Annotated in this window: 24 protein-coding genes; 18 read left to right on the top strand and 6 right to left on the bottom strand. The window is 67.5% G+C overall.

The annotated features are described in order from the left end of the window. The first annotated feature begins 18 nt into the window (after positions 1-18). From C474_RS10280 to C474_RS10250, 7 genes are all read left to right on the top strand, one after another. Positions 19-1,443, top strand: coding sequence for an APC family permease (locus C474_RS10280; protein ID WP_008386530.1), 1,425 nt, complete (start codon positions 19-21; stop codon positions 1,441-1,443). Continuing rightward, on the top strand, positions 1,443-2,138 hold the full coding sequence (locus C474_RS10275) for a universal stress protein (protein WP_008386523.1): 696 nt from the start codon (positions 1,443-1,445) through the stop codon (positions 2,136-2,138). The genes C474_RS10280 and C474_RS10275 overlap by 1 nt, the downstream gene beginning before the upstream one ends. Positions 2,139-2,239: 101 nt before the next feature. Continuing rightward, the gene (locus C474_RS10270) at positions 2,240-3,676 is read left to right on the top strand and encodes a DHHA1 domain-containing protein (RefSeq protein ID WP_008386522.1); all 1,437 of its coding nucleotides are present in this window, start codon (positions 2,240-2,242) and stop codon (positions 3,674-3,676) included. A gap of 69 nt (positions 3,677-3,745) precedes the next feature. Further along, positions 3,746-4,153 carry a hypothetical protein gene (locus C474_RS10265; RefSeq protein ID WP_008386521.1) on the top strand — a complete coding sequence of 136 codons (408 nt, stop codon included), beginning with the start codon at positions 3,746-3,748 and terminating at the stop codon, positions 4,151-4,153. A gap of 723 nt (positions 4,154-4,876) precedes the next feature. After that, the gene (locus C474_RS10260) at positions 4,877-5,194 is read left to right on the top strand and encodes a DUF5783 family protein (RefSeq protein ID WP_008386520.1); all 318 of its coding nucleotides are present in this window, start codon (positions 4,877-4,879) and stop codon (positions 5,192-5,194) included. 52 nt (positions 5,195-5,246) lie between these two features. Continuing rightward, the gene (locus C474_RS10255; protein ID WP_008386518.1) at positions 5,247-5,609 is read left to right on the top strand and encodes a NifU family protein; all 363 of its coding nucleotides are present in this window, start codon (positions 5,247-5,249) and stop codon (positions 5,607-5,609) included. 83 nt (positions 5,610-5,692) lie between these two features. Then, positions 5,693-7,240 carry a sulfatase gene (locus C474_RS10250; RefSeq protein ID WP_008386516.1) on the top strand — a complete coding sequence of 516 codons (1,548 nt, stop codon included), beginning with the start codon at positions 5,693-5,695 and terminating at the stop codon, positions 7,238-7,240. Between the two features lie 9 nt (positions 7,241-7,249). On the opposite strand, the gene C474_RS10245 is transcribed toward C474_RS10250, so the two are convergent. The 3 genes from C474_RS10245 to C474_RS10235 form a co-directional block, all read right to left on the bottom strand. Beyond that, positions 7,250-7,576 carry a DMT family transporter gene (locus C474_RS10245; protein ID WP_008386515.1) on the bottom strand — a complete coding sequence of 109 codons (327 nt, stop codon included), beginning with the start codon at positions 7,574-7,576 and terminating at the stop codon, positions 7,250-7,252. Positions 7,577-7,637: 61 nt separating this feature from the next. Next, positions 7,638-8,540 carry a ketopantoate reductase family protein gene (locus C474_RS10240; RefSeq protein WP_008386513.1) on the bottom strand — a complete coding sequence of 301 codons (903 nt, stop codon included), beginning with the start codon at positions 8,538-8,540 and terminating at the stop codon, positions 7,638-7,640. 51 nt (positions 8,541-8,591) lie between these two features. Then, positions 8,592-8,882 (bottom strand): DUF7130 family rubredoxin-like protein, encoded by a 291-nt coding sequence (locus tag C474_RS10235; RefSeq protein ID WP_008386512.1) that lies wholly within the window; start codon positions 8,880-8,882, stop codon positions 8,592-8,594. An 83-nt stretch (positions 8,883-8,965) separates the two neighbouring features. Here C474_RS10235 and C474_RS10230 point away from each other — a divergent pair, with 83 nt between their 5' ends. Beyond that, positions 8,966-10,285 carry a PQQ-binding-like beta-propeller repeat protein gene (locus tag C474_RS10230; protein WP_008386511.1) on the top strand — a complete coding sequence of 440 codons (1,320 nt, stop codon included), beginning with the start codon at positions 8,966-8,968 and terminating at the stop codon, positions 10,283-10,285. Between the two features lie 162 nt (positions 10,286-10,447). Here the strand turns inward: C474_RS10230 and C474_RS10225 are convergent, their stop codons facing one another. From C474_RS10225 to C474_RS22605, 3 genes are all read right to left on the bottom strand, one after another. Beyond that, entirely contained in the window at positions 10,448-14,086 is a 3,639-nt protein-coding gene (locus tag C474_RS10225; protein WP_008386510.1) for a DNA polymerase II large subunit, read from the bottom strand. A gap of 3 nt (positions 14,087-14,089) precedes the next feature. Beyond that, the gene (locus C474_RS10220; protein WP_008386509.1) at positions 14,090-14,509 is read right to left on the bottom strand and encodes a PPC domain-containing DNA-binding protein; all 420 of its coding nucleotides are present in this window, start codon (positions 14,507-14,509) and stop codon (positions 14,090-14,092) included. A 212-nt stretch (positions 14,510-14,721) separates the two neighbouring features. Further along, positions 14,722-14,889 (bottom strand): DUF7556 family protein, encoded by a 168-nt coding sequence (locus C474_RS22605; RefSeq protein ID WP_169330566.1) that lies wholly within the window; start codon positions 14,887-14,889, stop codon positions 14,722-14,724. A gap of 270 nt (positions 14,890-15,159) precedes the next feature. Between C474_RS22605 and C474_RS10215 the strand changes: the two genes are divergently transcribed. From C474_RS10215 to argC, 10 genes are all read left to right on the top strand, one after another. Continuing rightward, entirely contained in the window at positions 15,160-16,005 is an 846-nt protein-coding gene (locus C474_RS10215; RefSeq protein WP_008386498.1) for a CBS domain-containing protein, read from the top strand. Further along, entirely contained in the window at positions 16,005-17,795 is a 1,791-nt protein-coding gene (glyS, locus tag C474_RS10210) for a glycine--tRNA ligase (protein ID WP_008386497.1), read from the top strand. The genes C474_RS10215 and glyS overlap by 1 nt, the downstream gene beginning before the upstream one ends. A 7-nt stretch (positions 17,796-17,802) precedes the next feature. Then, positions 17,803-18,423 (top strand): diacylglycerol/polyprenol kinase family protein, encoded by a 621-nt coding sequence (locus C474_RS10205; protein ID WP_008386496.1) that lies wholly within the window; start codon positions 17,803-17,805, stop codon positions 18,421-18,423. A 67-nt stretch (positions 18,424-18,490) separates the two neighbouring features. Next, positions 18,491-18,979 carry a cation:proton antiporter regulatory subunit gene (locus C474_RS10200; protein ID WP_008386495.1) on the top strand — a complete coding sequence of 163 codons (489 nt, stop codon included), beginning with the start codon at positions 18,491-18,493 and terminating at the stop codon, positions 18,977-18,979. Further along, positions 18,979-20,190 carry a cation:proton antiporter gene (locus tag C474_RS10195; protein WP_008386494.1) on the top strand — a complete coding sequence of 404 codons (1,212 nt, stop codon included), beginning with the start codon at positions 18,979-18,981 and terminating at the stop codon, positions 20,188-20,190. Before C474_RS10200 ends, C474_RS10195 begins: the two co-directional genes overlap by 1 nt. A 359-nt stretch (positions 20,191-20,549) precedes the next feature. Next, positions 20,550-21,794 carry an argininosuccinate synthase gene (locus C474_RS10190; RefSeq protein WP_008386493.1) on the top strand — a complete coding sequence of 415 codons (1,245 nt, stop codon included), beginning with the start codon at positions 20,550-20,552 and terminating at the stop codon, positions 21,792-21,794. Between the two features lie 4 nt (positions 21,795-21,798). Further along, positions 21,799-23,271: an argininosuccinate lyase gene (gene argH, locus C474_RS10185; RefSeq protein ID WP_008386492.1), complete on the top strand. Its 1,473-nt coding sequence runs from the start codon at positions 21,799-21,801 to the stop codon at positions 23,269-23,271. A 235-nt stretch (positions 23,272-23,506) separates the two neighbouring features. Continuing rightward, the gene (gene lysW, locus C474_RS10180) at positions 23,507-23,686 is read left to right on the top strand and encodes a lysine biosynthesis protein LysW (RefSeq protein ID WP_008386491.1); all 180 of its coding nucleotides are present in this window, start codon (positions 23,507-23,509) and stop codon (positions 23,684-23,686) included. A 1-nt stretch (position 23,687) separates the two neighbouring features. Then, positions 23,688-24,563 carry a lysine biosynthesis protein LysX gene (gene lysX, locus C474_RS10175; protein ID WP_008386488.1) on the top strand — a complete coding sequence of 292 codons (876 nt, stop codon included), beginning with the start codon at positions 23,688-23,690 and terminating at the stop codon, positions 24,561-24,563. Further along, positions 24,560-25,630, top strand: a complete 1,071-nt coding sequence (gene argC / locus C474_RS10170; RefSeq protein ID WP_008386482.1) for an N-acetyl-gamma-glutamyl-phosphate reductase — start codon at positions 24,560-24,562, stop codon at positions 25,628-25,630. Before lysX ends, argC begins: the two co-directional genes overlap by 4 nt. Positions 25,631-25,684: the final 54 nt, after the last annotated feature.

Below are 25,684 nucleotides of genomic sequence, written 5' to 3'. Positions count from 1 at the left end.
CGTGGAAAAATTGTCCGTATGAGCGACCAGCCGACCGGGACCAACATCGAGGGGGACGCGCCGGTCGTCGAGACGGTCGTCGAGACCGACGAGGCGACCGTCACCGACGACGCCGAACTCGAACGGACGCTCGGCCTTATCGGCGGCCTCGCTATCGGCATCGGGACGATGATCGGGGCGGGCATCTTCGTCTTCCCGGGGCTCGCGGGCGCCGAAGTCGGAACGGCCGCGACGGTGTCCTTCGCGGTCAGCGGCGTCGTGGCGCTGCTCGTCGCGTTACCCACCTCCGAGTTGGCCACCGCGATGCCGAAGAGCGGCGGCGGCTACTACTTCATCTCCCGCGGCCTCGGGACGCTCGCCGGAACTGTCGTCGGACTCTCCCTGTGGCTCGGCCTCGTGTTCGCGACGGCCTTCTACTTAGTCGGACTGGGTTTTTACGCGCTGGACGCGCTTGCCTTGGTCGGGGTCAGCGTCGGCGCGTCTCCGGGCGTCATCGTCTCCGCGCTCGCCGTGCTGTTCGGTATCGGGTTCACCGTGCTGAACGTCACCGGGACGGAGAACGCCGCGAAACTCCAGAACGGTATCGTCGCGCTGCTGCTGTCGATGCTCGTGGCGTTCTTGGCGTTCGGGATGTTCGACGTGCTCGGCGTCATCGGTACCAAACCGTCGGGCGGGACCGAGGCCGACCAGTGGGCGGCGCTCCCTATCCTCTCGACGGCCGCGCTCGTCTTCACCTCCTATCTCGGCTTCGCGCAGGTCGCGACCGTCGCCGGCGAGATGAAACGCCCCGGTCGAAACCTCCCCGTGGCGATGATCGGCTCCGTCGTTATCGTCACGGTCATGTACGTGTTGACGATTTTCGTCGCGACGAGCGTCTTCGACCGAAACCAACTCGGCCAGTTCGGCGAGACGGCGATGGTCGAAATCGGCCGCGAACTGCTGGGCGTCGGCGGCGCGTTCGTCATCGTCGGCGGCGGCCTGCTCGCGACGATGTCCTCTGCGAACGCGTCGATTCTCAGCACCTCCCGTGCCATTTACGGCGTCTCGAAGGACGCGCTCCTGCCGCGGTGGGCCAGCCGAATCAACCTGCGGTACGGGACGCCGCACGTGGCGCTGGGGATGGCGGGCGGTCCGATTATCGTTCTGGCGGCGACCCGAGAGGTCCAGTTGCTCGCGGAGGTGGCTTCGTTTCTCCACTTGATCATGTACGGGCTGATCTGCGTTGCGCTGGTGGCGATCCGTCGGGACGAACCCGAGTGGTACGATCCGGCGTTCCGCGTCCCGGGCGGGCCGGCGATTCCCGTCGTGGGCGCAGTCTCGAGTTTCGGGCTCATCGCGTTCATGGACCCCCGTTCGATCGCCGTCGGCGCGGTCGTCATCCTCGCGACCGCCGGGTGGTACCTCTATTACGCCCGGGACGTGAAACTTAGAGGGGTCCTCTGATGACACACGTACTCGTTCCCGTCGCGATTCTCGAAGGAGGGACAGTCTCGCCCGGGTTGATGAACCTGCTCGGGACCGTCGACGTAACCGTGCTCGGATATCACGTGCTACCCGAGCAGACGCCGCCCGATCAGGCCAGACTCCAGTACGAGGACCACGCCACGGACGCGCTCGAAGATCTGACCGACGAGTTCCGGACCGCCGGCGGCGCCGCCGACTCCCGGCTCGTGTTCACGCACGACCGAGAACAGACCGTCGAGCGGGTCGCCGACGAAATCGGCGCGAACGCCCTCGCGATTTCGGGGCCGACCGGCGACGTCGAACGGGTTCTGGTGTCGCTGTCGGGCGACGTCGCCGTCGAACGCATACTGTCGTTCGTGGCGGAACTCGTCGGCGACCGCGACATCGGCGTGACGCTGTTTCTCGTCACCGAAGAGGAGGCGACCACGCAGCGACTCGAATCGGCGGCAGAGCGACTCCGTCGCGACGGCATCAGCGTGCAGACGACGGTCGTAGCCAGCGACTCCCCGTTCGAGGCGTTGATCGACGAGGTCCCGGGTCACGACGCGGTTATCATGGGGGAAAAAGCGCCGTCGTTCAGGTCGCTCGTCTTCGGCGAGGAGTCCGACCGGGTGGCGTCGGCGTCCGTCGGCCCCGTGCTCGTCGTTCGCTCCGCCGAGACGCTCGATACGTAGCGTCGTCCCCACCAGACAGTCGGATCGCTACGACTCTACAACCCGTCCGGCGGAACCGACGGAACGCAGGTTTAAACCCGAGAACGCGAAAACTCCCGGGTATGAGCGCGGACGGCGTGACCGAGTCTGAGGGACCGGTGCCGGAGATGAGCGACCACGCCGCCGACTGCGCGGCGCGGTTGCGCGCGGCCGACGAGGTGCTTTTAGCCTCCCACATCGACGCCGACGGTCTGACCAGCGCCGCCGTCGCCGCCTCGGCGCTCGAACGGGCCGAAATCCCCTTCGAGACCGTCTTCTCGAAGCAACTGGACGAAGCGGAGATAGCGCGAATCGCCGCCGCCGACTACGACACCGTCCTGTTCACCGACTTCGGCAGCGGGCAGTTGGACCTCATTTCCGAGCACGAGACGGCGGGCGAGTTCACGCCGGTCGTCGCGGACCACCACCAACCGGCCGACGCCGACACCGAGTTCCACCTCAACCCGCTCCGATTCGGCATCAACGGCGCCTCGGAACTGTCCGGCGCGGGCGCGAGTTACGTCCTCGCGCGGGCGCTGGAGTCCGAACCGGGCGCGAACCGGGACTTGGCCGCCCTCGCCGTCGTCGGCGCCGTCGGCGACATGCAGAACTCGCAGGGGGGGTTGCACGGCGCGAACGCCGGTATCGTCGCCGACGGCGTGGCGGCGGGCGTCCTCGAGGAGGCGACGGACCTCGCTATCTACGGCCGGCAGACGCGCCCGCTCCCGAAGTTCCTGGAATACGCGAGCGACGTGCGCATCCCCGGCATCTCGAATAATCAGAACGGCGCCATCGATTTTCTCTCCGACCTCGACCTCGAACTGAAGGCCGACGGCGAGTGGCGTCGGTGGGTCGACCTCTCGATGGCCGAGCGAAAGACGGTGGTAAGCGCGCTGATGCGCCGCGCCATCGCCTCGGGCGTGCCCGCAAAGCGCATCGACGAACTGGTCGGGACGACGTACTCGCTCTTGGACGAGGAGGAGGGCACCGAACTCCGCGACGTGAGCGAGTTCTCCACGCTGCTGAACGCCACCGCGCGGTACGAACGCGCGGACGTGGGACTGGCGGTCTGTCTCGGCGACAGGGGCGAGGCCCTCGAACGGGCGCGGAAGCTCCTGAGGAACCACCGACGGAACCTCTCGGAGGGGCTCCAGTGGGTGAAAAACGAGGGCGTCACCGTCGAAGAGCACGTCCAGTGGTTCGACGCCGGGACACGCATCCGCGAGACCATCGTCGGCATCGTCGCCGGGATGGCCGTCGGCGCGGCGGGTATTCGCGGCGACGTGCCCATCCTCGCGTTCGCCGAGAAGTCGACCGAGGAGGTGAAGGTGTCCGCGCGGGGGACGCACGCCCTCGTCCGGAACGGACTCGACCTCTCGGCGGTGATGCGGGAGGCGTCGCGCGCCGTCGGCGGCGGCGGCGGCGGGCACGACGTCGCCGCCGGCGCGACTATCCCAGCGGGTACGCGCGAGGCGTTCCTCCGGGAAGCCGACCGCATCGTCGGCGAGCAGTTGGGGTAGCGACGGCCGAACCGCCTAAGCACGCCGCGGGTGGACTGTCGGTACGGTCGGTCGACCGTGTTCACAGCTATGGAAGGTTCCTCGCATACGCGCAGGCGGCTGCTCGCCGGCCTCTCGGCCGTCGGCGTCGCCGCGCTCGGCGGCTGCGTGACGACAGGTCTCTCGCTGAGTGCCGACGGCGTCGACGAGTCGGAGGTATTCGACTCCCTCTCGCTGTCGGAGTCCTGGACGGCGAACAAAGCCGTCGTGAAGGTGACGCTCACCGACACCGCGACGACGCAGCAGAACGTCCGAAAGGTGGCCATCATCGACGCGAAGGGCTCCAGCGTCTGGAGCGACACGGTGGACCCCGGTCAGACCAGCGTGAGCGGCGCCCGTTTTCCCGTCGGCCAGACGGCCACCCTCGCCGCCTCCGACCACAACGACGCGTTCGTCGATTCGGTGTCGGTGACGCTGAGCGGGTCTTCGATTCCCTGATTCTGCGGTGTTCCGGAACGGTCGATTTCGGTTCGCTAGCGAGGGCTCCGTCCGTCTGTGATGGGCGTCACCCACATTTTGTATAGCATTATGTGATTTACTACTCCGTGGCGGTGGCGAAGAGGCGGAACCCGGGATCATCGAGAAGAGGCGTCGAGAAGGCACTCTCGTCCGAGACGTGGAGTCAGAACCGAGACAGATGACGGGAACCGGACAGTCCGAGTCGAAGTCGGGAGCGGAGGCCGGAGCGACGGACGATGAGCCATTTGTCGTTCCGGTCGGTGTCGACGGGAAAATGTTGCGAGGAGCACGACGCTTGGGATTCAGTGGGATCGGACGGCGTCCACGTCGCTTCGCGACCGAACGCACGGGCCGTCCCGGCGTTTTCGACGCCACGATTGACGCGCGGGAGTCAGGCGTCCGCGAACACGTGGGCTTGGAAGATAGCGGCGGGCAAGCGAAACCGACGGAGAATCGCCGTGCCGAGAGTATCGACTCACTGTGACGGAGGAGATGCGACGGGGACGACTTACTCACCGAGAGAGAAACGCTACGGACGACGCTCTCACCCCGGTCAGATGTTGATTCGTCGGAATATGCGGTCGGCGGATAGAGCGGACGATAAATCGGATAGCGCGATACGAAATAAGAATAGACGGAGGCGAGGACGACGGCCGCGCCGCCGACCGTCCGACTTTTCTTCTCGAACGGGAACAGACGAGTATGACCGAGTTCGACCCCGAGAAGTTCGAGGATAAGTACGTCCACTACTTTCCGGAACTCCAGCGCGCCTACAAGAACGCCTTCAGCACGATGAACGACGAGTACGACTCAAACCTCATCCACGCCATCGACCAGCAGATTCTGAACGAGTCTGAACCGGTCTACGAGGACGGCGAGTTCCACATTCGACTCCCCGAGAACCCCGAGGAACGACTGACGGGCGTCGTCGTCGACGACGAGAAACTGGACGCCGTGCTGGAGCACTACGTCGAGGAGTTGAGGGCCGAACACCGCCGTGTGTTCGGTCTGAGCGGGTGAGTGGACCGCGGGGAACCAAAGGCCTAAGCCGGTCCGTCCCGAATCGCGAGACATGAGCACGGACGCGACCAACGCCGACGAGGACCTGAAAGAACGCGTGACCAACTTCCTGCGGCGCAACTTCCCGCAGATCCAGATGCACGGCGGATCGGCCGCCATCCAGCACCTCGACCGCGAGACCGGCGAGGTCACCATCATGCTCGGCGGCGCCTGCTCGGGGTGCGGTATCTCCCCGATGACGATTCAGGCCATCAAGAGCCGGATGGTCAAAGAGATTCCCGAAATCGAGAAGGTCAACGCCGACACCGGGATGGGCGGCGACGGCGGCCACGACGGCGGCATGTCCCCCTCGTTCCCCGGCGAGTCGAGTTCCGACGACGGCGGGAGCGACGAAGGCCCGCAAGCCCCCTTCTAATCGGGCGACAGCCGTTTTCTCGCCGTCTCGTGCGGCGAATGTAAACCCGTGACTCTTTCGTCCCCGCCCGTCGAGAGGCGAGTATGAGCACCGAGACACCCGATAACGTTCTCTTCGTCGTGATGGACACGGTGCGGAAGGACCGTCTCACGCCGTACGGCTACGGCCGACAGACGACGCCGAACCTCGAAGCGTTCGCCGAGGAAGCGACCGTCTTCGAGCAGGCGGTCGCCCCGGCACCGTGGACACTCCCCGTCCACGCGTCGCTGTTCACCGGGATGTACCCCTCACACCACGGCGCCGACCAGGAGAACCCCTACTTGGAGGGCGCGACGACGCTCGCGGAGACGCTGTCCGCAGCGGGATACGACACCGCCTGCTACTCCTCGAACGCGTGGATAACGCCGTACACCCACCTGACAGACGGCTTCGACAGCCAGGACAACTTCTTCGAGGTGATGCCCGGCGAGTTCCTCTCCGGACCGCTGGCGAAGGCCTGGAAGACGATGAACGACAACGAGGCCCTCCGCGCCGTCGCGGACAAACTCGTCAGCCTCGGCAACACCGCCCACGAGTACTTCGCCGGCGGCGGCGGCGCCGACTCGAAGACGCCCGCCGTCATCGACCAGACGAAGGAGTTCATCGACTCCTCCGAGGAGTCATTCGCGTTCATCAATCTCATGGACGCGCACCTGCCGTACCACCCGCCCGAGGAGTTCGCCGAGCGGTTCGCCCCCGGCGTCGACTCCACGGAGGTGTGCCAGAACTCCAAGGAGTACAACGCGGGCGCGCGCGACATCGGCGACGACGAGTGGGAGGCCATCCGCGGCCTCTACGACGCCGAGATCGCCCACATCGACGACCAACTCGGCCGCCTGTTCGACTGGCTGAAGGAGACCGGACGCTGGGACGACACGATGGTCGTCGTCTGCGCCGACCACGGCGAACTCCACGGCGAACACGACCTGTACGGCCACGAGTTCTGCCTGTACGACCCCCTCGTGAACGTCCCCCTGATGGTGAAACACCCCGCCCTGGAGGAAGAACGCCGCGAGGACCAGATCGAACTGGTCGACCTCTATCACACCGTTCTCGACGCCCTCGACGTCGAGGGCGGCACGCCCGCCTCGCCGGGCGACGACGCCGTCGCCCTCGACCGCACCCGGTCGCTGCTCTCGCAGTCCTACCGCGAGTTCGCGGAGGGGGAGACGACCAACGACGACCCCGGACGGATCCGCGACGGCGAGTACGCCTTCGTGGAGTACTCCCGGCCCGTGGTCGAACTCAAGCAGTTGGAGGAGAAGGCCTCCGACGCGGGTATCACGCTCCCGGAGGATTCGCGGTTCTACTCGCGGATGCGCGCGGCGCGGCGCACCGACGCGAAGTACGTCCGCATCGACCGCATCCCCGACGAGGCCTACCGACTGGACGAGGACCCCGGCGAGACGGAGAACCTCGCCGAGAGCGACGACGAGGCGGTGACGGAGACCGAATCCGCGCTCTCGGAGTTCGAGTCGAACGTCGGCGGCGCGTGGACGGACGCCCTCGACGCCGACGTGTCGGACGATTCCGTCGAGGAGATGGACGACGAGACGCAGGAACGCCTCCGCGACCTCGGTTATCTGGAGTAGAAGAACGGTTCAACCCGCCAGACGAAGTCCGGCGACGCCCGCGACGATGACGGCGAGGCAGGCGAGTCGGACCGGCGAGGTGGACTCGTCGAAGAGGGCGATACCGACGAGGACGGTACCCACCGCGCCGATGCCGGTCCACACGGCGTAGGCGGTGCCGACCGGCAGCACTTCGACGGCCTTCGCGAGACCGGCCATGCTCACGACGAGAGCGACGGCGACGAACACCGTCGCGCGGAGGTCCGAGAAGCCGTCGGCGTACTCCAACCCGACGGCCCACGCCGTCTCGAAGAACGCCGCGCAGACGAGGACCAACCACGCGGTCTGTTGGTTCACGCGGGCCGTTCGGCGCGGACGCCCTTCACTGGCGCGACTCCGGAGGCAGAGCGCGGTCCGATTACATCTCCCGGACGCCCCGTCCGGCCTCCCACGTCCGGAGCAGGTCCGCCAGCGTCCGGTTCGTCGGAACGTCGAGGCGGTGTTTCTCGCCGCGTTCGACCACGGCGCCGTTGATAGCGTCAACTTCGGTCCGCGTCCCCGCGTCCACGTCCTGCAGCGTCGAAGAGCGGTTGGCGGCCGTCGCGTCGACCACCTCCGCCAGCGACGTGAGGGCGCGGCGATTCGACAACGGGATACCCTCGGCGCGGGCGACGCGGGCCGTCTCGCGGGCCGCCCGGCGGGCGAGGGTGCGCCCGGGGTCGTCGGCCAGCGCGCCGTTCTCGACACGGGCGAGGGCGGTGACGGCGTTGATACCCGCGTTGACCGCGAGTTTCTCCCACCGGCGGCGGGGCATGTCCGCCGCGACGAGCGTCTCGATACCGGCGTCGCGGAACGTCTTGCCGACCCGTTCGGCGCGCGGGTCGGTGCCGCCGCCCCTCGCGCCGAGGACGACGCGCCCGACGCCGGTGCACTCGACGTGACCGGGTTCGACGAGGCGCGCGCCGTAGGTGGCGGTCCCTGCCAGAACTGGTGCGTCGAGTCGCGCCGCGAGTTCGTCCTCCACGAGGCCGTTCTGGAGGGAGAGAGCGGCGTCGAACGCCCCCGTCGCGAGGGCGTCCGCGGCCGCGGACGTGTCGAACGACTTCACCGTCACGACGACCAAATCGGCGTCGGAGCCGTCGTACTCCGTCGTCGCGGCGGGCGTCGTGCGAGCCTCGACGGCCCCGGAGACGCGGACGCCCTCCTCGCGGACGCGCGAGACGTGCGGGTCGCGGCCGACGAGCGTCACGTGGTGTGCGCGCGCGAGAAGCGCACCGGCAAGCGTCCCGAGGCTACCGGCGCCGAAGACGAGTACATCCATGCCGATCGGTTGACGGCGGTCCAAAAAAGCGGTCGGGTCCGGCGGTCCGGGTCAGTCCTCGGTCCAGTAGTACAGTTCTTCCTTGGGCGCGTCGCAGTTCGGACAGGCGTCGGGCATCTCCTCCACGTCACCCATCTCGCCGCACTCGGCACAGCGCCACATGAGTTCCGCCTCGCCGAACTCGTGGCCCGAGCGCTCGTGTTCGACCGAGAGACTAACGATACCCTCCCGGGTCGACACGTAGAAGCCGTCGTCGTCGAACCCGCGAACGGTGCCGAGTTCCTCGCCGTCTTCGGTGTATACGGTACTCCCCACGCTGACACGCGGTTTTTCGTCGGCCATATGAGATGGTTCGACGGCCGAGGAAATAAATCACGTCGGCGATTCTCCACAAAGTACTCGTACCGATTTTTCGAACGGCGCATATGCGCCCTCCACCGCGCCGTTCGGACCGACGTTCGACCCGCCGATCATTCCTCCAACTATCCGGTCTCGCCCTCGCGGCCGCCGCGGGGTGCGCTTCGCGGGGAGACGACGCGTCCTCGCCGACCGACGCACCACCTCGCCCGTCGACGGCGACGCCGACGGAGTCGCCGCCCGCTACCGAGACGTACGGACCGACCGACGGACCGGACGAACGCCTCACGCGGACGCCGCCCGGCGACCCGCCCCTGAACCCCGACGGGTCGTGGCCGCAGTACCGTTTCGACGCGGGGAACACCGGGTACGCGTCCGAGGCCGAGGGTCTCCGCGACGGCGTGGGCTACTGGTCGCTCAACGGCGGGCACGTTCCGAGCGTCGCTGACGGGGCGCTCTACAACCTCCACGTGGGCGACGAGACGACGGACTTTACCCGGCGCGACCCTGCGACGGCTACTGTTCGTTCACGGACCGAACTCGTCGATTACGGCACGAACAGTCCACCCGCCGTCGCCGACGACCGGGCGTTCGTCACGACGTTCGCCGAAGTGTTCTGTCTCGCCACCGACCGCGACGAAGTGCTGTGGCGCGGCCCCCGGACGAGAGGGATACAGGGCGCGCCGACCGTCGTAGACGACGCACTCCTCGTCAACTGCGGCGGATTCACCGAGACGGAGCCGCAACTTTCGGCGTTCGACTTCGACGGCACCGAGCGCTGGACGTACGAGTCAGGGTTTGACTCGAACTCCACGCCCGCCGTCGGCGACGGTGCCGTTTTCGTCTCCACCGAAGCGGACATCCGCGCCGTCGAACTCGCCACCGGCGAGGAGCGATTCGTGACCGACACGGTTCACGACCGGTGGGCGAACGTCGTCGTCTCCGACGGGACGGCGTACGTCGCGGGGCACGTCGGCAACGAAGACGACCGAGTGTACGCTCTGAACGCGAGTGACGGGAGCGTCGAGTGGCGGACGGGCCCGTTCCGGAACCGCCCCGGCCCGCCCGTCGTCGCCGGCGGAACCGTCTACGTCGGCGGCGCAGGCGACGCGATGCTTGCACTCGACGCCGAAGACGGCGCGCAGGTGAGGGAATTCGGTCGCCGTGCCGAACCGATCTGTCGCGCGGGAGACGTCCTCTACGCTCGGCAGGATGGGTGGCTCTACGCTTACGACGCGACGACGGGCGAAGGTCTGTGGTCGTACCGGACGCCCGAGGTACAGGTATCGGACCAGATTATGCAGGGCGTCTACGGCGTCACGCCGGTGGGTAGCGCGGTGTACGTCGACGCCGCCGACGGCCTGCACGGTATCGGGCCAGCGGGGTGAGGAACGGGCGACATCAGAGAGCGGTGCTGTGCGGCGCGGGGAACACGAGGACGGAGGCCGCGGCGAGCGAACGAAGTGAGCGAGTCCGCGGAATCTTTTTGATCCAGCTTTTTGCGAGGAGCGGTCGCGCGGAGCGCGACCCGACGAAGTAAAAAGGTGGGCTCACATGAAGTCGCCCAACTTCGACGCCTTGTTCTTGTCGTTCTCGAAGACGGATTCGAGGCTCTTTTCGAGGACTTCGAGGCGCTGTTTCGTGTAGTCGCGACAGCCGAACTCCTCGGCGACCTGAATCGCGGTGTCCATGTACTTGTTCACGGACCCGCGGTGGACGGTGAGGTTGACGCGGCCGCCGCACTCCCGGCAGTCGCCCGTCAGTGGCATCCGCCGGTACTTCTCCCCGCAGTCGAGACACCGCGTCTGCTGTCTGGAGAAGGCGCGGAGGTTACCGATGAGGTCCGGGAGGAAGTGGTACTCGATGACGCGTTCGGCCACGTCCGTCTCGTCGACGGCGCGGAGTTTCCGAGCGAGTTCGAGTTGCGCGTCCATCTTGTCCATCATCGACCCGAGCGTCTTGTACGCCGAGAGGTCGGGGCCGAGGGCGATGTCCGAGGTGTCGTGAGTGTGCTCGAACCCGCGGTACTCCTCGTCGGTACCGAGGGTGTCCTCGCCGAGTTTGATGTCGTCTTCGACCTCTCCGGGGTCGGCCATCCGAAGGGACGCCTCGTAGAACGATTCGGGGTAGCGCCGCACGATGTCCATGTTGTGCGCCTCGTCGTCTATCTCGGAGGGGTCGATGCGCGAGGACATCACGAGGGGCGCGTCCATCTGTCCGCCGCGCTTGTCCGGGAGGTACTCCTTCGAGAAGTTCAGGAGGCCGTCCATGAGGAGCATGACGCAGTCCTCGTCGCCGTCGCAGTTCCGGCGCTTGGCCGCGTGAAAGTACGGATGCGCGTAGCCGACGGCTGCCGAGGTGAAACCGACCACTCGTCCCACGACGGCGGCGGAGGTGTGCGGCGCCATCCCGAACACGAGTTCGCCGATGAGTTCGTCTCGCTCTTCGACCTGGTAGAACGGTTCCAACCCGTAGAATTTCGTCAGGAGGTCGTCCACGAAGTCGGCCGTCTTCAGCATGTGCTCGGCTGCGCCGTCCGAGAGGACGACGTCCTGCACCTTCAGTTCGACCAGTTGGTCGTCGAACCGGAGCGGTTCGCCGTCGATGTCCGTCTCGTAGCCGAGTTCGCGGAAGTGGTCGACGGTGACGTCCAGTTCGGCGGGTCTGACGGAGGTGACCGGCAGGTCGGTCATGTCGTAGCGGACCGTGCCGTCCTTGAACGAGGAAACGCCGTGTTTGGCCCGCAAGACGCCCTTCTCGATGGGTTCGGGCGTCTTGTTCGCGGAGGTGAGCCCCTTCACGCCCTTCAGAATGGGGTACGAGGACTCGCGTTCGCCGACGCTCTCTAACGCGGAGCGAAGTTCCGTCGCGAGGTCGACGGTGAACCAGTCGACGCTCTCGACCTCGCGTTCGCAGCGCTCGCAGTAGACGCGGCCGGACTCGTCGGGTTCGATGACGGTGCCGCAGTCCTCGCACTCGAAGTGCGGTTCGGTGTGCACCTCGCAGTCGGGACAGCGGTTCTTGTACGTGTGTTGTCCGCAGTCCGGGCAGGCCCGATCGCCGACGAGGACGTCCAGTTTGCCGCGCTGACCGCGGTCGTTGCGGGCGCGGGCCGCCTCGCCCACGTCGCGTTGGTTGCCGCCCATCTCGGTGATGGGAAAGAGCGTGTGGACCGCCGGCGAGAGGTCGCGGGACTCCGATTTCTCGGGGCGGCCCATCCGGTTGCCGATGCGGGTCGGGGCGCGTTCGCGCACGTCGAAGGGGGCGACTTCGTTGACGGCCTTCACGGCGTTGTCGCCGCCCTCCCACTCGCGCGCCTCGGGAGAGAGGTCGGTCCACTCCCGTTCCAGCAACTCGGAGAGACCCAGCGAGCGAACGAGGAGTCGCCAGTTCGGCACGCGGAGCGTTTCCTCTGTCCGCGTGTGTTCGACGAGGAGGCGTTCGAGTATCCGAGAGAGGTCCGGCGTCCGGTCCAGTTCGAGGACGCCGTCGGCGGCGTCGGGGGCGTCCGGGCGGACGACCATCCCGCCGTCGGACTCGACTTCGTCGGACTGCGTCCGGGGGCCTGACGAACGTCCCTCGTCGACGCCGGCGATTCGTCCCGACGCGGCGGCGTCCGCGAGCGTCTCGAACTCCGCCACCGAGATGTCGTGCCAGACGTAGGTGTAGTCGGGATGGAGGTGGCAGTCGTACTCGGTGGCCCACTCGAACGCCTTCTCGGGGTTCGGGTGTTCGAGGTCGACGCCCGGGTCGTCTTCGAGGGCCTGCACGGGCCCGCCGGCGGACTCGAACTCCTGCACCCACCACTCGTAGACGTACGAGGCGGGCGCGAGAGGGTGGTTGTTCTCGACGAACTCGCCGAAGTTGACGAGATACTCCCCGAGGTCGAGAATCTCCTCGACGCCGTTGCGGATTTCGAGCGCCTCCGCGGGGTCGTCGATGCGGCGCACGTCGCCGTTGGCGAGGCGGACCGTCGGCCCCTCGATGGAGTCGACGGGGATGACGCCGCCGGCCTTCCCCGGGCGTTCGGTCTTTATCTGCGTCCCGGTGGCGAGGAAGTCGTCGACGAGATGCATCGTCGCCGGGTGGACGCCCGCGGTGGCGAACCCGTGGTTGCGGGAGCGACCGTATCGGAGGCGGAAGCCGCCCGACTCGCTCGGGTGGCCGAAGACGGGCCGACCGGCGATGAGGTCGCGGAGGTACTTCGCCGCGGGTTCGACGCGGGCGGGGCCGGGCGGTTCGGGCGAGTCGTCGTCCGCGTCGTCCGCATCGTCCGCGCCTCCGCCGTCGGCGTCCGCGTCGTCGGCGTCGGCACCGTCGCTCTCACCCTCGCCTTCGCCGCCGTCGTCGTAGTAGGTGCCGTCGATGAGGTCCTGTAGCCACGGCCAATCGACCTCGTCGAGTTGCCGCGTGTACCGCTGAATCTTCGGCGCCTTGAGGGCGATGCCCTCGGCGAGGACGAGACACATCCCGCCGCGGGCGGAGTTGGTGTCGACGCGTTCCAAATCGCGGAACCCGGACACCTCTTCGTCGCCCGTCGCCTCGCCGTCGAGCATGATGGGCATGTGCTCCGCGATGAACTTCGTCTCCTTGTCCTTCGGGGAGTACTGCAGGCCCGTCTCCTTGTCGTAGAGGGCGACCTCCTCGGCGTAGCGTTCGGTCTCGATGTCTCTGGCCTTGTACTCGTCGATGCCGAGGAGCGACCGGGCGAAGTCGGCGACGAGAACCGAGAGCGCCTGCGCCGTCCCGCCGGCGGAGCGAATCGGGCCGGCGTAGTAGACGTTGACGAACTCGGTGCCGTCGTCGTTCTCCAGAATCTCGACGCGGTCGATGCCCTCGATGGGCGCGGCGACGACCCCCTCGGTGAGGAGGGCGACGGCCGTTCGGACCGCCCCTTCGACCTTCCCGGCGCGGGAGTCGTAGTCGCCGACGCTGCCCTCCACGAAGTCGTTGACGAGTTCGAGGGCGGCCTCCTCGCGCGACATCTCCCCCTCCAGTTCGCGGACGCGTTCGGCGACGCCCGGGATTTCGAGGATGTTCTCCACGCGGTCTGCCATGTCCTTGGCGACCGGAATCTCCACCTCGGGTCGCGGGTCGCGTCCCTGCTCTTTCGCCGCGCGCGCGAGGTCGAACGCCTCGTCGAGACGGTCCTCGATGCGCGCGAAGTACCGTTCGTCGTCCTCGTGCACGGCTTACAACCAGAGGTCGAGGTCGGTCACGTCGTCGTGTTCGCGTTCGAGGGGTTCCTCGAACGCGCGGATGTACACCTCACCCGCGAACACGGTGGCGGCGTTGAGGTGACCCGCGAGCGACTGTCCGCTCCGACGGGAGAGGACGGCGTGCGTGTGCGCGAACGGGTCGCCGTCGAGGAGGGCGACGTTGCCGACGCAGGCGGCGACTTCGAGCGGTTCGTCGAACGTCACCGAGCGGTAGTCCTGTTCGGTCTGGTCGTAGAACCACACCTCGGCGTCCTGCACTGCCCCCATGGCGTTGAACCACGCCGACTCGATGTCCTCCAGTTCGGCGAACTCCTCTATCTCCTCGCGCCAGTCCGCCCCGTGGTCCAGAGAGACGAGGAACTCGCGACTGGACTCGACTGACCGATAGTTCATAGCCGAGAACTTGCGTGGGACCGTCAAAAGTGTTCAGTGTTCGCGGCCGGCAGGTCCGGACGCGGGCGACCCGTCTCCCGCGGTACATTGGCGGAGACGCCGCTCGGCGGCGAAATCGGCCGAAAAAGCGTCGAGCGTCGTCGGAACCGGAGACGCTCGGCGGAAACGGGTCGAACCGCGGACGTGCCGCGCCCGCGGGTTCGCGGGGCGCGTCAGGCCCAGTCTCGAAGCGACGGCGCCTCGGTTTCGCACATCGAGAGCCACGCGTCGTCGCAGGAGATGTCCGCGATAACGAACTCCGGGCAGGAGGGGGTAGAGTCTACCGAGGCCATCACCTCGGCGCGCGACGCGTCGGACGCAGCCGTCGCATTCGGCGTCATGTATGATACTGTGTGACAACCGTACATAAACTCGTCGGAACGGCTCCATTCCCGCGGCGTGGCGGTTGCCTCGGCACCGAGACCGGGGAAGCGACGGGAGAACGAGACGCGCGTCTTCGTGGTCCGTCCGCGGAGGGCGGCGGCGAGGAGGCGTTCGGGTCGTTCGGGCGGGCGCCGGTCGAAGCGCGGCGGGTAACCCCGAGACGTGACCGCGAGAGCGCGTCGCAGACCTTCGCAGACTACAAGAGGAGGCGGCAAGTACGACGGGGTATGAACGTAGCCGACGCGATGACGCCGCGAGAGGACGTGGTGACCGTGGAACTTCCCGGCACCCGCGACGACGTGTTGGAGTACCTCCAAGAGCGCGGCTTCTCCTCCGTGCCGGTCGTCAAACCGACCGACGACGGGGAGGCGTTTCGCGGCATCGTCACCCGCGAGGACCTCATCGAACACCCCGACGAGGACCAACTCGCCGTCCTGATGCACGAGGTGCCGACGACGAGCGTCGGCGCCAGCGTCGAGGAGGTGGCCCGCCTCATGGTCGAGGAGGACACCCGCCGCGTCCCCGTCGTCGACGGCGAACTCGAAGGTATCATCACGGTCACCGACGTGATTCGGGCCATCGCGCGCGAGGAGGTCGGACTCGACGTCGCCGCCGCGGACGTCGCCTCCCGCGACGTGAACACGACGTACGAGAGCACCCCCCTGACCGTCGCCGAGCGGGAGATATTCTACGCCAACGTCCCCTACGCCGTCGCCCTCGACGACGACGGCACCATGTCCGGCATCCTCACCGAAGTCGACATCATCGACGTGGCGCGCGTCGTCGAGGGCGAAGAGGAGACGGGCGAGTCGGTGGCGACCCAGGACAACGACTGGATGTGGGAGGGGATCAAAGCCGTCGGCAGTCGGTACATCCCCACCCGTAACGTCGAGATTCCGGCCGAACCCGTCTCGAAGTTCATGAGCACGGAGATGGTGACCGTCTCGAAGCGCACCTCCGCCGTGGAGGCGGCGCAGGCGATGATTACGGAGGATATCGAGCAGATTCCGCTGGTCAGCGGCGACCAACTCGTCGGCATCGTCCGCGACGTGGACCTGCTGGAGGCGCTGTAATGGCGGAGGACCGAACTGAGGGCGAACGCCTCACCGAACTGGCGAAGCGCCGCGGCTACTACTTCGGGTCCAGCGACGCCTACGGCGGCGCCTCCGGCTTCTACACCTACGGCCCGCAGGGCGCCGCGCTGAAGTCCAACGTCGAGGACGCGTGGCGCGACCGCTTCGCGACGCAGGAGGGCAACATGGAGATAGACGCTCCGACCATCATGCCCGAACCCGTCTTCGAGGCGTCGGGTCACCTCGACGGCTTCGACGACATGCTCGTCGAGTGCCCCGAGTGCGGCGAGTCCCACCGCGCGGACCACCTCATCGAGGACAACTCCGAGTTGGAGGACGCCGAGACGCTCTCTCTCGAAGCGGCGGCCGAAGAGATAGCCAGCCTCGAACTCGTCTGTCCGAACTGCGGCGCCGACCTGGCGGGCCAGTCGGTGACGAACTTCAACCTCATGTTCGAGACGAACATCGGCCCCGGGTCCTCCACGCCCGGCTACCTCCGCCCGGAGACGGCGCAGGGCATCTTCGTCGAGTTCCCGCGCATCAAGGAGTACGCCCGCAACCGCCTCCCGTTCGGCGTGACGCAGGTGGGTCGGGCCTACCGCAACGAGATTTCGCCGCGCAAGAGCATCGTCCGCACGCGGGAGTTCACGCAGGCGGAGTTAGAGCAGTTCATCGACCCCGAGCGGGACGAACCGGACCTGTCGGCCGTCGAGGACACCGAACTGCTGCTCTACCCGGCGACCGAACAGGAGGCCGACGACGGCGAGTATATCGAGACCACCGTCGGCGACGCCGTCGAGGAGGGAATCATCGGCAACGCGTGGCTGGGCTACTTCCTCGGTATCGCGCAGGGTTGGTACGAGCGCATCGGCGTCGACATGGACCGATTCCGGTTCCGCCAGCATCTCGCGGGCGAACGCGCCCACTACTCCAGCGACTGCTGGGACGCCGAGAGCGAGGTGGACGGCGACTGGATAGAGATAGCGGGCTTCTCCTATCGCTCCGACTACGACCTCTCGAAGCACGGCGAACACGCCGACGACGACTTCACCGTCTTCCGGCAGTACGACGAACCGAAGACGGTCGAACGCGCCGTCGTCGACCCCGATATGTCCGTCCTCGGTCCCGAGTTCGGCGGCGCCGCGGGCGACGTGAAGGAGGCGCTCGAAGCGTTGGCCGAACGCGACCCGGACGCCTTCGACGACGAGGAGGTGACCGTCGAGGCGGACGGCGAGGAGTACGCCGTCCCGACGGACGTGGCGAACTTCGCCGTCGAGGAGCAGACCATCAGCGGCGAACACATCACGCCGCACGTCGTCGAACCCTCCTTCGGCGTCGACCGGACGGTGTACACGCTCCTCGCGCACGCCTACGAGGAGGACGAAGTGGACGGCGAGGAGCGGACGTATCTCTCGCTGTCGCCCGGCGTCGCCCCCCGCGACGTTGGCGTGTTCCCCCTCGTGAGCAACGTCGACGAACTGGTCGACCTCGCAGACGACATCGTCGCGGACCTGCGGACCGCCGGCTTCTCCGTCGTCTACGACGACTCCGGCAGCATCGGCCGCCGCTACCGCCGGCAGGACGAGGTCGGCACGCCGTTCTGTGTCACCGTCGACCGCGACGGTCTGGAGGGCGCCGGCGAGACCACCGTCACCATCCGGGAACGCGACTCCGGCCGACAGGTCCGCGCGCCCGTCGGCGCCCTCGCCGACGAACTCGGCGCGGTGCGGCGCGGCGACCGGACGTTCGACGAACTGGCCGAGAACTACGGCGAGCTAGCGGACGCCTGAGGCGACGGTGAGCCTCTCCTTCCTCTCGAAGAGCGAGGTCAAACGCCGTCTCGTCCACGTCAGCGGCGCTGCCGTTCCGCTCGGCTACCTCCTCGACGTCATCTCGTGGCGACGGCTCACCCTCATGATGCTCCTGTTCTCGGCCGTCGTCACCGTCCTGGAGTTCCTGCGCCTCCGCGTCGGTCTCGACTGGGCGATATACGACGAACTCACCCGGTCGTACGAGCAGACGAACCTCGCGGGCTACGCGCTCTACATGTACAGCATGACCGCCGTCGCCCTCGTCTTCGAGCCGTACGTCGCGGTGCCGGGGATGTTGATGCTCGCCGTCGGCGACCCGGTGAGCGGGCTACTCGGGCGGACGCGAGAGGCGGGCGAGTCCAAGCGCCTCCGGACGCTGGCCGCGATGTTCCTCGTCTGTCTGGCCGTCAGCGCGCCCATCCTGTATCCCCTCGCGGGGAGCGTCGGCCTCCTGGCCGCCGTCGCGGGGTCGGCGGGCGCGACGGCCGCCGACGGGATGAAACCGGTCGTCCGCGGTTACGTCATCGACGACAACGCCTCCATCCCGCCCGCGGCGTGTCTGGCGATAGCCGCCGTGCTGTGGGTCGTGGACGTCCCGGCGGTGTGAGGCGAGGAGGGAGGACGGAGCCGTCGCGTCGGGGAGCGCTTTTGTCGTCCGGCGCCGAAGTTCGCCCGTGACTGTCTACGAGAGCGACCTTCCGGGCGTCGGAAAGAAGCACGAGGTCGAACTGGGCGACGGCGCCCGCCTCGTCATCGTGACGCACAACAGCGGGAAGCGCGAGGTGTTCCGCCGGGCGGACGCCGACAGCGACTCGGAGAAGCTGTTCGAACTCTCCGACCAACTCGCCAGGCAGGTCGGAACCCTCCTCGAAGGGGCGTACTTTCAGCCCGTCCAGACCGACCGGATAGAGACGCTCCTGGGCGAGGACACGCTGTTGGAGTGGGTCGAGGTCGGCCCCGACTCGCCCGTCGCGGGGAAGACGCTCGCCGAGTCGGACCTCCGGCAGGCGACGGGGGCCTCGGTCATCGCCATCGAACGGGAGAACGAGGACGTCATCGTCTCCCCCGGCGGCGACGCCGTCGTCGAAGCGGGGGACACGCTCGTCGTCATCGGCCAGACCGACGCGTGCCGCGACGTGCTCTCGACGGTGCGCGGCGACTGATGGCGGCGGACCTCCTCGAACTCGGTCAACTGTTCGTCGTCGTCGCCGTCGCCGGCGCCGTCGCCCTCCGCCTCGGTCTGTCGGTCATCCCCCTGTACGTCGTCGGCGGCGTCCTCTCGGGCCCGTTCGTCGCCGGACGCCTCGGCCTGCCGTACGTCGAGAACGGCGAGATAGTGACGCTCTTCGCGGAGGTGGGTATCGTCCTCCTGTTGTTCTTTCTCGGTCTGGAGTTCAGCCTCGACCGACTGCTGGAGTCGCGCACGAAGATAACCCGCTCGGGCGTCGTCGACATCGCGGTGAACCTCCCGGTGGGCATCGCCATCGGCCTCGTCCTCGGGTGGTCGCTCGTGGAGTCGCTGCTGCTGGGAGGAATCGTCTACATCTCCTCCAGCGCCATCATCACGAAGTCGCTCATCGACCTCGGGTGGATCGCCAACCCGGAAGCCGAACCGCTGTTGGGGACGCTCGTCTTCGAGGACCTGTTCATCGCCGTCTACCTCGCCGTCGTCACTTCCTTGGTGCTCGGCGGGGGCGGCGACGGGATGGGGAGCATCGTTCAGTCGTTGGCCGTCGCGTTCGGCTTTCTGGGACTGCTCCTCGTCGCCGTCCAGTACGGGACGGCGTTCTTCTCGCGCGTCCTCGACGTCTCTGAGCAGGAGGCGTTCGTCCTGCGGACGCTAGCCGTCGTCGTCCCTGTCGCGGGGGCGGCGCTGGCGCTGGGCGTGAGCGAGGCCGTCGCGGCGTTCTTCGTCGGGATGGGCTTCGCCACGAGCGGGCACCGCGAGAAGATAGAGCGTCGGCTGACCCCGGTCCGCGACGTGTTCGGCGCGGTGTTCTTCTTCTGGATCGGCGTCGGCACCGACCCGACGCTGCTCGCCGCGGCGGCCGTCCCCCTCGTCGTCGCGGTGGTGCTGACGACGCCCGCGAAGATGCTGTCGGGCTATCTCGGCGGCCGCGTCTACGACCTCTCGAAGCGCCGGTCGCTCCGGGCCGGCCTCGGAATGGTCCCCCGCGGGGAGTTCTCGCTCGTCATCGCAGCGCTCGCCGCCGGCGGGTCGACACCGATCATGCGGGAGATCATCCCCGCGTTCGCCGTCGGCTACGTCCTCGTGATGAGCATGCTCGGAACGATCCTGATGGGTCAGTCCTCGGTCGTCGAACGACTCGTCTTCCGCGACGGCGAGGAACGAACCGAGCCGGCGGGGGGGTGAATCGACCCCCGTGTCGGCCGCCGCTCCGGGCGGCAACCGTTGCACTCTCGAAAGGATTTAATAGGACGTACTCGGAGAGGTATCGCAATGACGCGGGTCTCGGCGGTCGCCGTTCGTGGCACACCGAGAGCCGCGCGTTCGGGCGGCTCGGCGTCCGAGACGGCGATTTCTCCCCCGACGCGGCCCGTCGGCGCCCGACGACCGCGACGACCGGCCCTTTAGGGCCTACTACACACTACACTTCGGCGGTTCGTTGGAACACTCTCAAGCGCTCAGCTCCCGTATAGGCATCTCTACCCCTTGATTTCGTAACTTAACACCGTGTAATTTATCAACCCCGAACGGCCACAGTGAGATACATGACAAGCGTGGCACTCGCGTTCAGCGGCGGACTGGACACGACGGTTTGCGTCTCACTGCTGCAGGAAGAGTACGGATACGACGAAGTCGTCGGCGTCACCGTCGACGTCGGCCAGCCCGAATCGGAGTTCGAGGAGGCCAAGCAGACGGCGGACGCGCACGGCCTGGACATCCACGTCGTCGACGCGAAAGACGAGTTCGCCGACCTCTGTTTCGACTCCGTTCGCGCGAACGCGACGTACCAAGGCTACCCCCTCGGGACGGCGCTGGCGCGTCCGGTCATCGCCCAGGCCATCCTCGAAGTCGCCCAGGAGGAGGGCTGCGACGCCCTCGCGCACGGTTGCACCGGGAAGGGTAACGACCAACTCCGCTTCGAGGCAATCTGGCGCTCCTCGGATCTCGAGGTCGTCGCGCCCGTCCGCGAGATGGGTCTGACCCGCGAGTGGGAGAAGCAGTACGCCGACGAGCACGACCTGCCGGTGCAGGCCGGCAACGACGGTGTTTGGTCCATCGACACGAACCTCTGGAGCCGTTCCATCGAGGGCGGCCAACTGGAGGATCCGAGCTACATTCCGCCGGAGGACATCTACGAGTGGACCGAGGCGCCGTCGGGCGAGACCGGAACGGTCGAAATCGAGTTCGAGAACGGCTACCCCGTCGCCGTCGACGGCGAGGAGATGGATCCCGCCGACCTCATCGAGCATCTGAACGAACTCGCCGGGCAGTACGGCGTCGGCCGCACCGATATGATGGAGGACCGCATGCTCGGGCTGAAGGTGCGCGAGAACTACGAGCACCCGGCGGCGACGACGCTTCTCACCGCCCACGAGGGTCTCGAACAGCTCGTGCTCACGAAGGAGGAGCGCGACTTCAAAGCGCAGATAGACCAGCAGTGGGCCAACAAGGGCTATCAGGGCCTCATCGACGCGCCGTTCGTGAAGGCGCTGGAGGGGTTCATCGCGGAGACGCAGACGCGCGTGACGGGCACCGTGACCATCAAGTTCGACGGCGGCCGCACCCGCCCCGTCGCCCGCGAGTCCGAGTTCGCCGTCTACTCCGAGGAGGCCGCCTCGTTCAACACGAAGACGGTCGGCGGCATCACGCAGGAGGACGCCACCGGCGTCGCGAAGTACCACGGCTTCCAGTCGCGCCTCGCCAACGCCGCGATCGAGAACGCCTCGAAGGACAAGCCCGAACTCGCCAGCGACGGCGGTTCGGACGCGGACGCGAACGAAGACGAGTAGACCGATGAGCGAGAATCACGACGACGAGGGCGTCGTCCGTCGGGACCGCTTCAGCGGTGGCCCCGCCCGCGGGTTCATGTCGAGCCTCGCGGCCGACGAGCGCATCTTCGCCGCGGACCTCGCGGTGGACCGCGCGCACGTCGTGATGCTCGCCGAACAGGGTATCGTCGACGAGGCGACGGCGGGCGAGATTCTGTCCGCTCTCGACGCCGTCGAAGCGGAGGGGCACGCCGCCCTCCCCGACGGCGAGGACGTCCACGAGGCCATCGAGACGGCCGTCATCGAGCGAATCGGCCCCGACGGCGGGAAGATGCACACCGCCCGCAGCCGCAACGACGAGGTGGCGACGTGCATCCGCTACCGTCTGCGCGAGGACCTCCTCTCGGCCGTCGAGGCCACTCTCGCGCTCCGCGAATCGCTGGTCGAAGCCGCCGAAGCGGAGGCGGAGACGGTGATGCCGGGCTACACGCACTTACAGCCCGCACAGCCGACGACCGTCGCGCACTACCTCCTCTCCTACGAGGCGGCGTTCGCCCGCGACACCGCGCGCCTCGTGGACGCCTACGACCGGACGAACCGGTCGCCCCTCGGCGCCGCCGCGTTCGCGGGGACGCCGTTCGACGTCGACAGGGAGAAAACGGCCGACCTGCTCGGCTTCGACGGCGTCCTGCGGAACTCGATGGACGCCTCCTCGGCGCGCGATTTCCTCCTCGAATCCGCGTCGGCGCTGGCGACGCACGCGACGACGCTGTCCGGACTCGCGGAGGACCTCGTCCTCTTCTCGAACAAGGGGTTCGTGGAACTGTCCGACGACTACTCCTCGACCTCTTCGATAATGCCGCAGAAGGTCAACCCCGATACGCTCGAACTCGTCCGCGCCGTCGCGGGCGACGCGGCATCCGGCGTGTCCGGCCTCCTGACGACGCTGAAGGGGCTCCCGCGGGCGTACAACCGCGACCTGCAACGCGCGACGCCGCACGCCTGGGAGACGGTCGATATCGTCTCCGAGGCGACGGCCGTCGCCGCCGGCGCGGTGTCGTCGGCGACGTGGCCCGCGGAGACGCTCGAATCGGCCGCAGGCGAGGGGTTCTCGACGGCGACGGGCGTCGCGGACGCCCTCGCGATGGCCGGCCTCCCGTTCCGCACGGCGCACGAAGTCGTCGCCGCCGCCGCCGAACGCGGCGGGGACGGAACGCCGGACCTCGCAACACTTGACGCATCCGCGGAGGACGTATTAGATGCGTCCCTCTTCGAGTATGTGAGCCGTAGTGACGTGGAGCAAGCGCTCGACCCGGTCGCCTCCGTCGAGAGCCGCGACTCCGCCGGCGGGCCCGCCCCCGCTGCCGTCGCGGCCCAACTCGACGAGGCGTCGACGGACCTCGATTCTCACCGGGAAGCGCTCGCCGAGCGTCGGGAGGCGCTCGACTCGGCGTCCGAGAGGCTCGCGGCGGACGTAGAGGTGATGTCCCGTGACTGATTCGAACACCGTGCAGACCGCCACGCGCTGCATCGACGCGAAGCCGCTTCGACCGGTCCCGCGACCGCCGCGACGACCGTCCCCGCCCGGGGACAACTAACATATGAAATCAGACATCGATTTCGCACGGCCGGCCTGTTCGACCTTCTGACCCCGATAGAGCCGTCTCCGTTCATTTCAATTCTCCAATAAGTTCGATGGGTTTAAGTCTCCTCACAGCCGAGCGAGGAGTACAATGGCAGACACCATTACCGCCGAAGACCCGGTGACGGGCGAAGAGATAGAGATTCCCGCCGACGTCGAAGTCGGCGAAATCGTGGACAGTCCCGCGACCGGCGCGGAACTGGAGGTCGTCTCCGTCGACCCCGTGACACTGGAGGAGGCGCCCGAACTCGAAGAGGACTGGGGCGAGTAAGATGAACGTTGGACTGCTCTACTCCCGGATACGCAGAGACGAGAAGCTCCTCCTCTCGGAGCTTCGCGAGCGCGGGCACGAAGTGACGAAGATAGACGTCCGGAAAGAGCAGTTCGACATCGCGGAACCGCCGGCGGTACTCGACGACGTGGACGTGGTCCTCGACCGCTGTCTGGCGACGAGCCGCAGCCTGTACGTCACGAAGTTCCTCGAGAACTACGACGTCCCCGTCGTGAACTCGGCGGAGACGGCGGACGTCTGCGCCGACAAGGTGAAAAACAGCCTCGCCCTCGAGAAGGCGGGCGTCCCCACCCCGAACACGGAGGTGTCGTTCACCACCGACGGCGCGATGGAGACCATCGAGCGGTTCGGCTACCCCTGCGTGCTGAAGCCCGTCGTCGGGTCGTGGGGTCGGCTGATGGCGAAAATCGACTCCGAATCGGCCGCCGAGGCCATCCTCGAACACAAATCGACGCTCGGCAACTACGAGCACAAGGTGTTCTACGTGCAGGAGTTCGTCGAGAAACCCGGCCGCGACATCCGCGTGCTCGCCGTCGACGGCGAACCCATCGCGGCGATGACGCGTTCGTCGGACCACTGGCTCACGAACGCCGCAAAGGGCGGCGAAGTCGAGGCGTTCGAGGTGGACGACCGCGTCCGCGAACTCGTAGAGAAGGCCTCCGACGCCGTCGGCGGCGGACTGCTCGGCGTCGACCTCATGGAGACCGGCGATGACTACACCGTCCACGAGGTCAACCACACCGTCGAGTTCAAGGCGCTGAACGACGCCGTCGACGCGGACGTGCCCGCCCTCGTCGTCGATTGGTTGGAGGCGAAGGTACAGAACGAAGCCGGCTTCGCAGAGGCGACCGCATGAGCGGGGAGCACGCGGCGGATACGACCGAGGCCGAGTACACCGCAAGCGTCGTCGGCGGCAGCGGCTTCACCGGGGGCGAACTGCTCCGCCTCCTCTACCAGCACCCCGACTTCGAGGTTGCGCAGGCGACGAGTCGCTCGAAGGAGCGCAAGACCGTCGGCCACGTCCATCCGAACCTGCGCGAGATGGACCTGCGGTTCACCTCCCCCGAAGACCTCGAATCCGTGGACGCGCTGTTCGCCGCGACGCCGCACGGCGTCTCGATGGAGCAGATAGACGAGTTCCAGGAGGCCGCCGACACGGTGGTCGACCTCTCGGCGGACTTCCGGTTGAACACCGAAGAACAGTACGACGAGTGGTACGGCGGGCACGTCTGCCCCGAGTACCTGGAGAAGGCGGAGTACGCTCTCCCCGAGATAAACCGCGAGAACCTCCCCGGCGCCGACCTCATCGCCTCGGGCGGGTGCAACGCGACGGCGACGATTCTCGGTCTCAAGCCGATGTTCGACGCCGGAATCCTGGCGGGCGACGAGCAGGTGGTCGTCGACGTGAAAGTCGGCTCCTCGGAGGGCGGCGCCGGCGGCGGCGACGCCTCCAGCCACCCCGAGCGCTCGGGCATCGTCCGTCCGTACGCGCCCATCGGCCACCGCCACGAGGCCGAAATAGAGCAGTTCCTCGGCCTCTCGGTCTCCTTTACCGTCCACGCCGTGGACATGGTTCGCGGCGCCAGCGCGACCTGTCACGTCTTCCCGGAGTCGCCCGTCTCGAAGGGCGACCTGTGGAAGGCCTACCGGGGAAGCTACGCCGACGAACCGTTCGTCCGCACCGTCGCGGGCGGCGGCGGCGTCTACCGCTACCCCGAACCGAAGTCGGTAGCCGGGACCAACATGGCGGAGGTCGGCTTCGAACTCGACCCCTCGAACCGCCGGGTGGTCGTCTTCTCGGCCATCGACAACATGATGAAAGGCTCCGCCGGGCAGGCGGTCCACGCCGCGAACGTCGCCCTCGGACTGGAGGAGACGGCCGGTCTGGAGTTCACGGGCCTGCACCCGGTCGGGTCGCCCTGAGCGCCGTCCGGCCACGACTGACCACGCAGCACCTCACCACCACACGAACGACTT

It is taken from the genome of Halogeometricum pallidum JCM 14848 (assembly GCF_000337095.1).
Classification (GTDB): domain Archaea; phylum Halobacteriota; class Halobacteria; order Halobacteriales; family Haloferacaceae; genus Halogeometricum; species Halogeometricum pallidum.
Note: the sequence above shows the minus strand (reverse complement) of the source record. Positions and strands in the feature narration are given on the sequence as shown.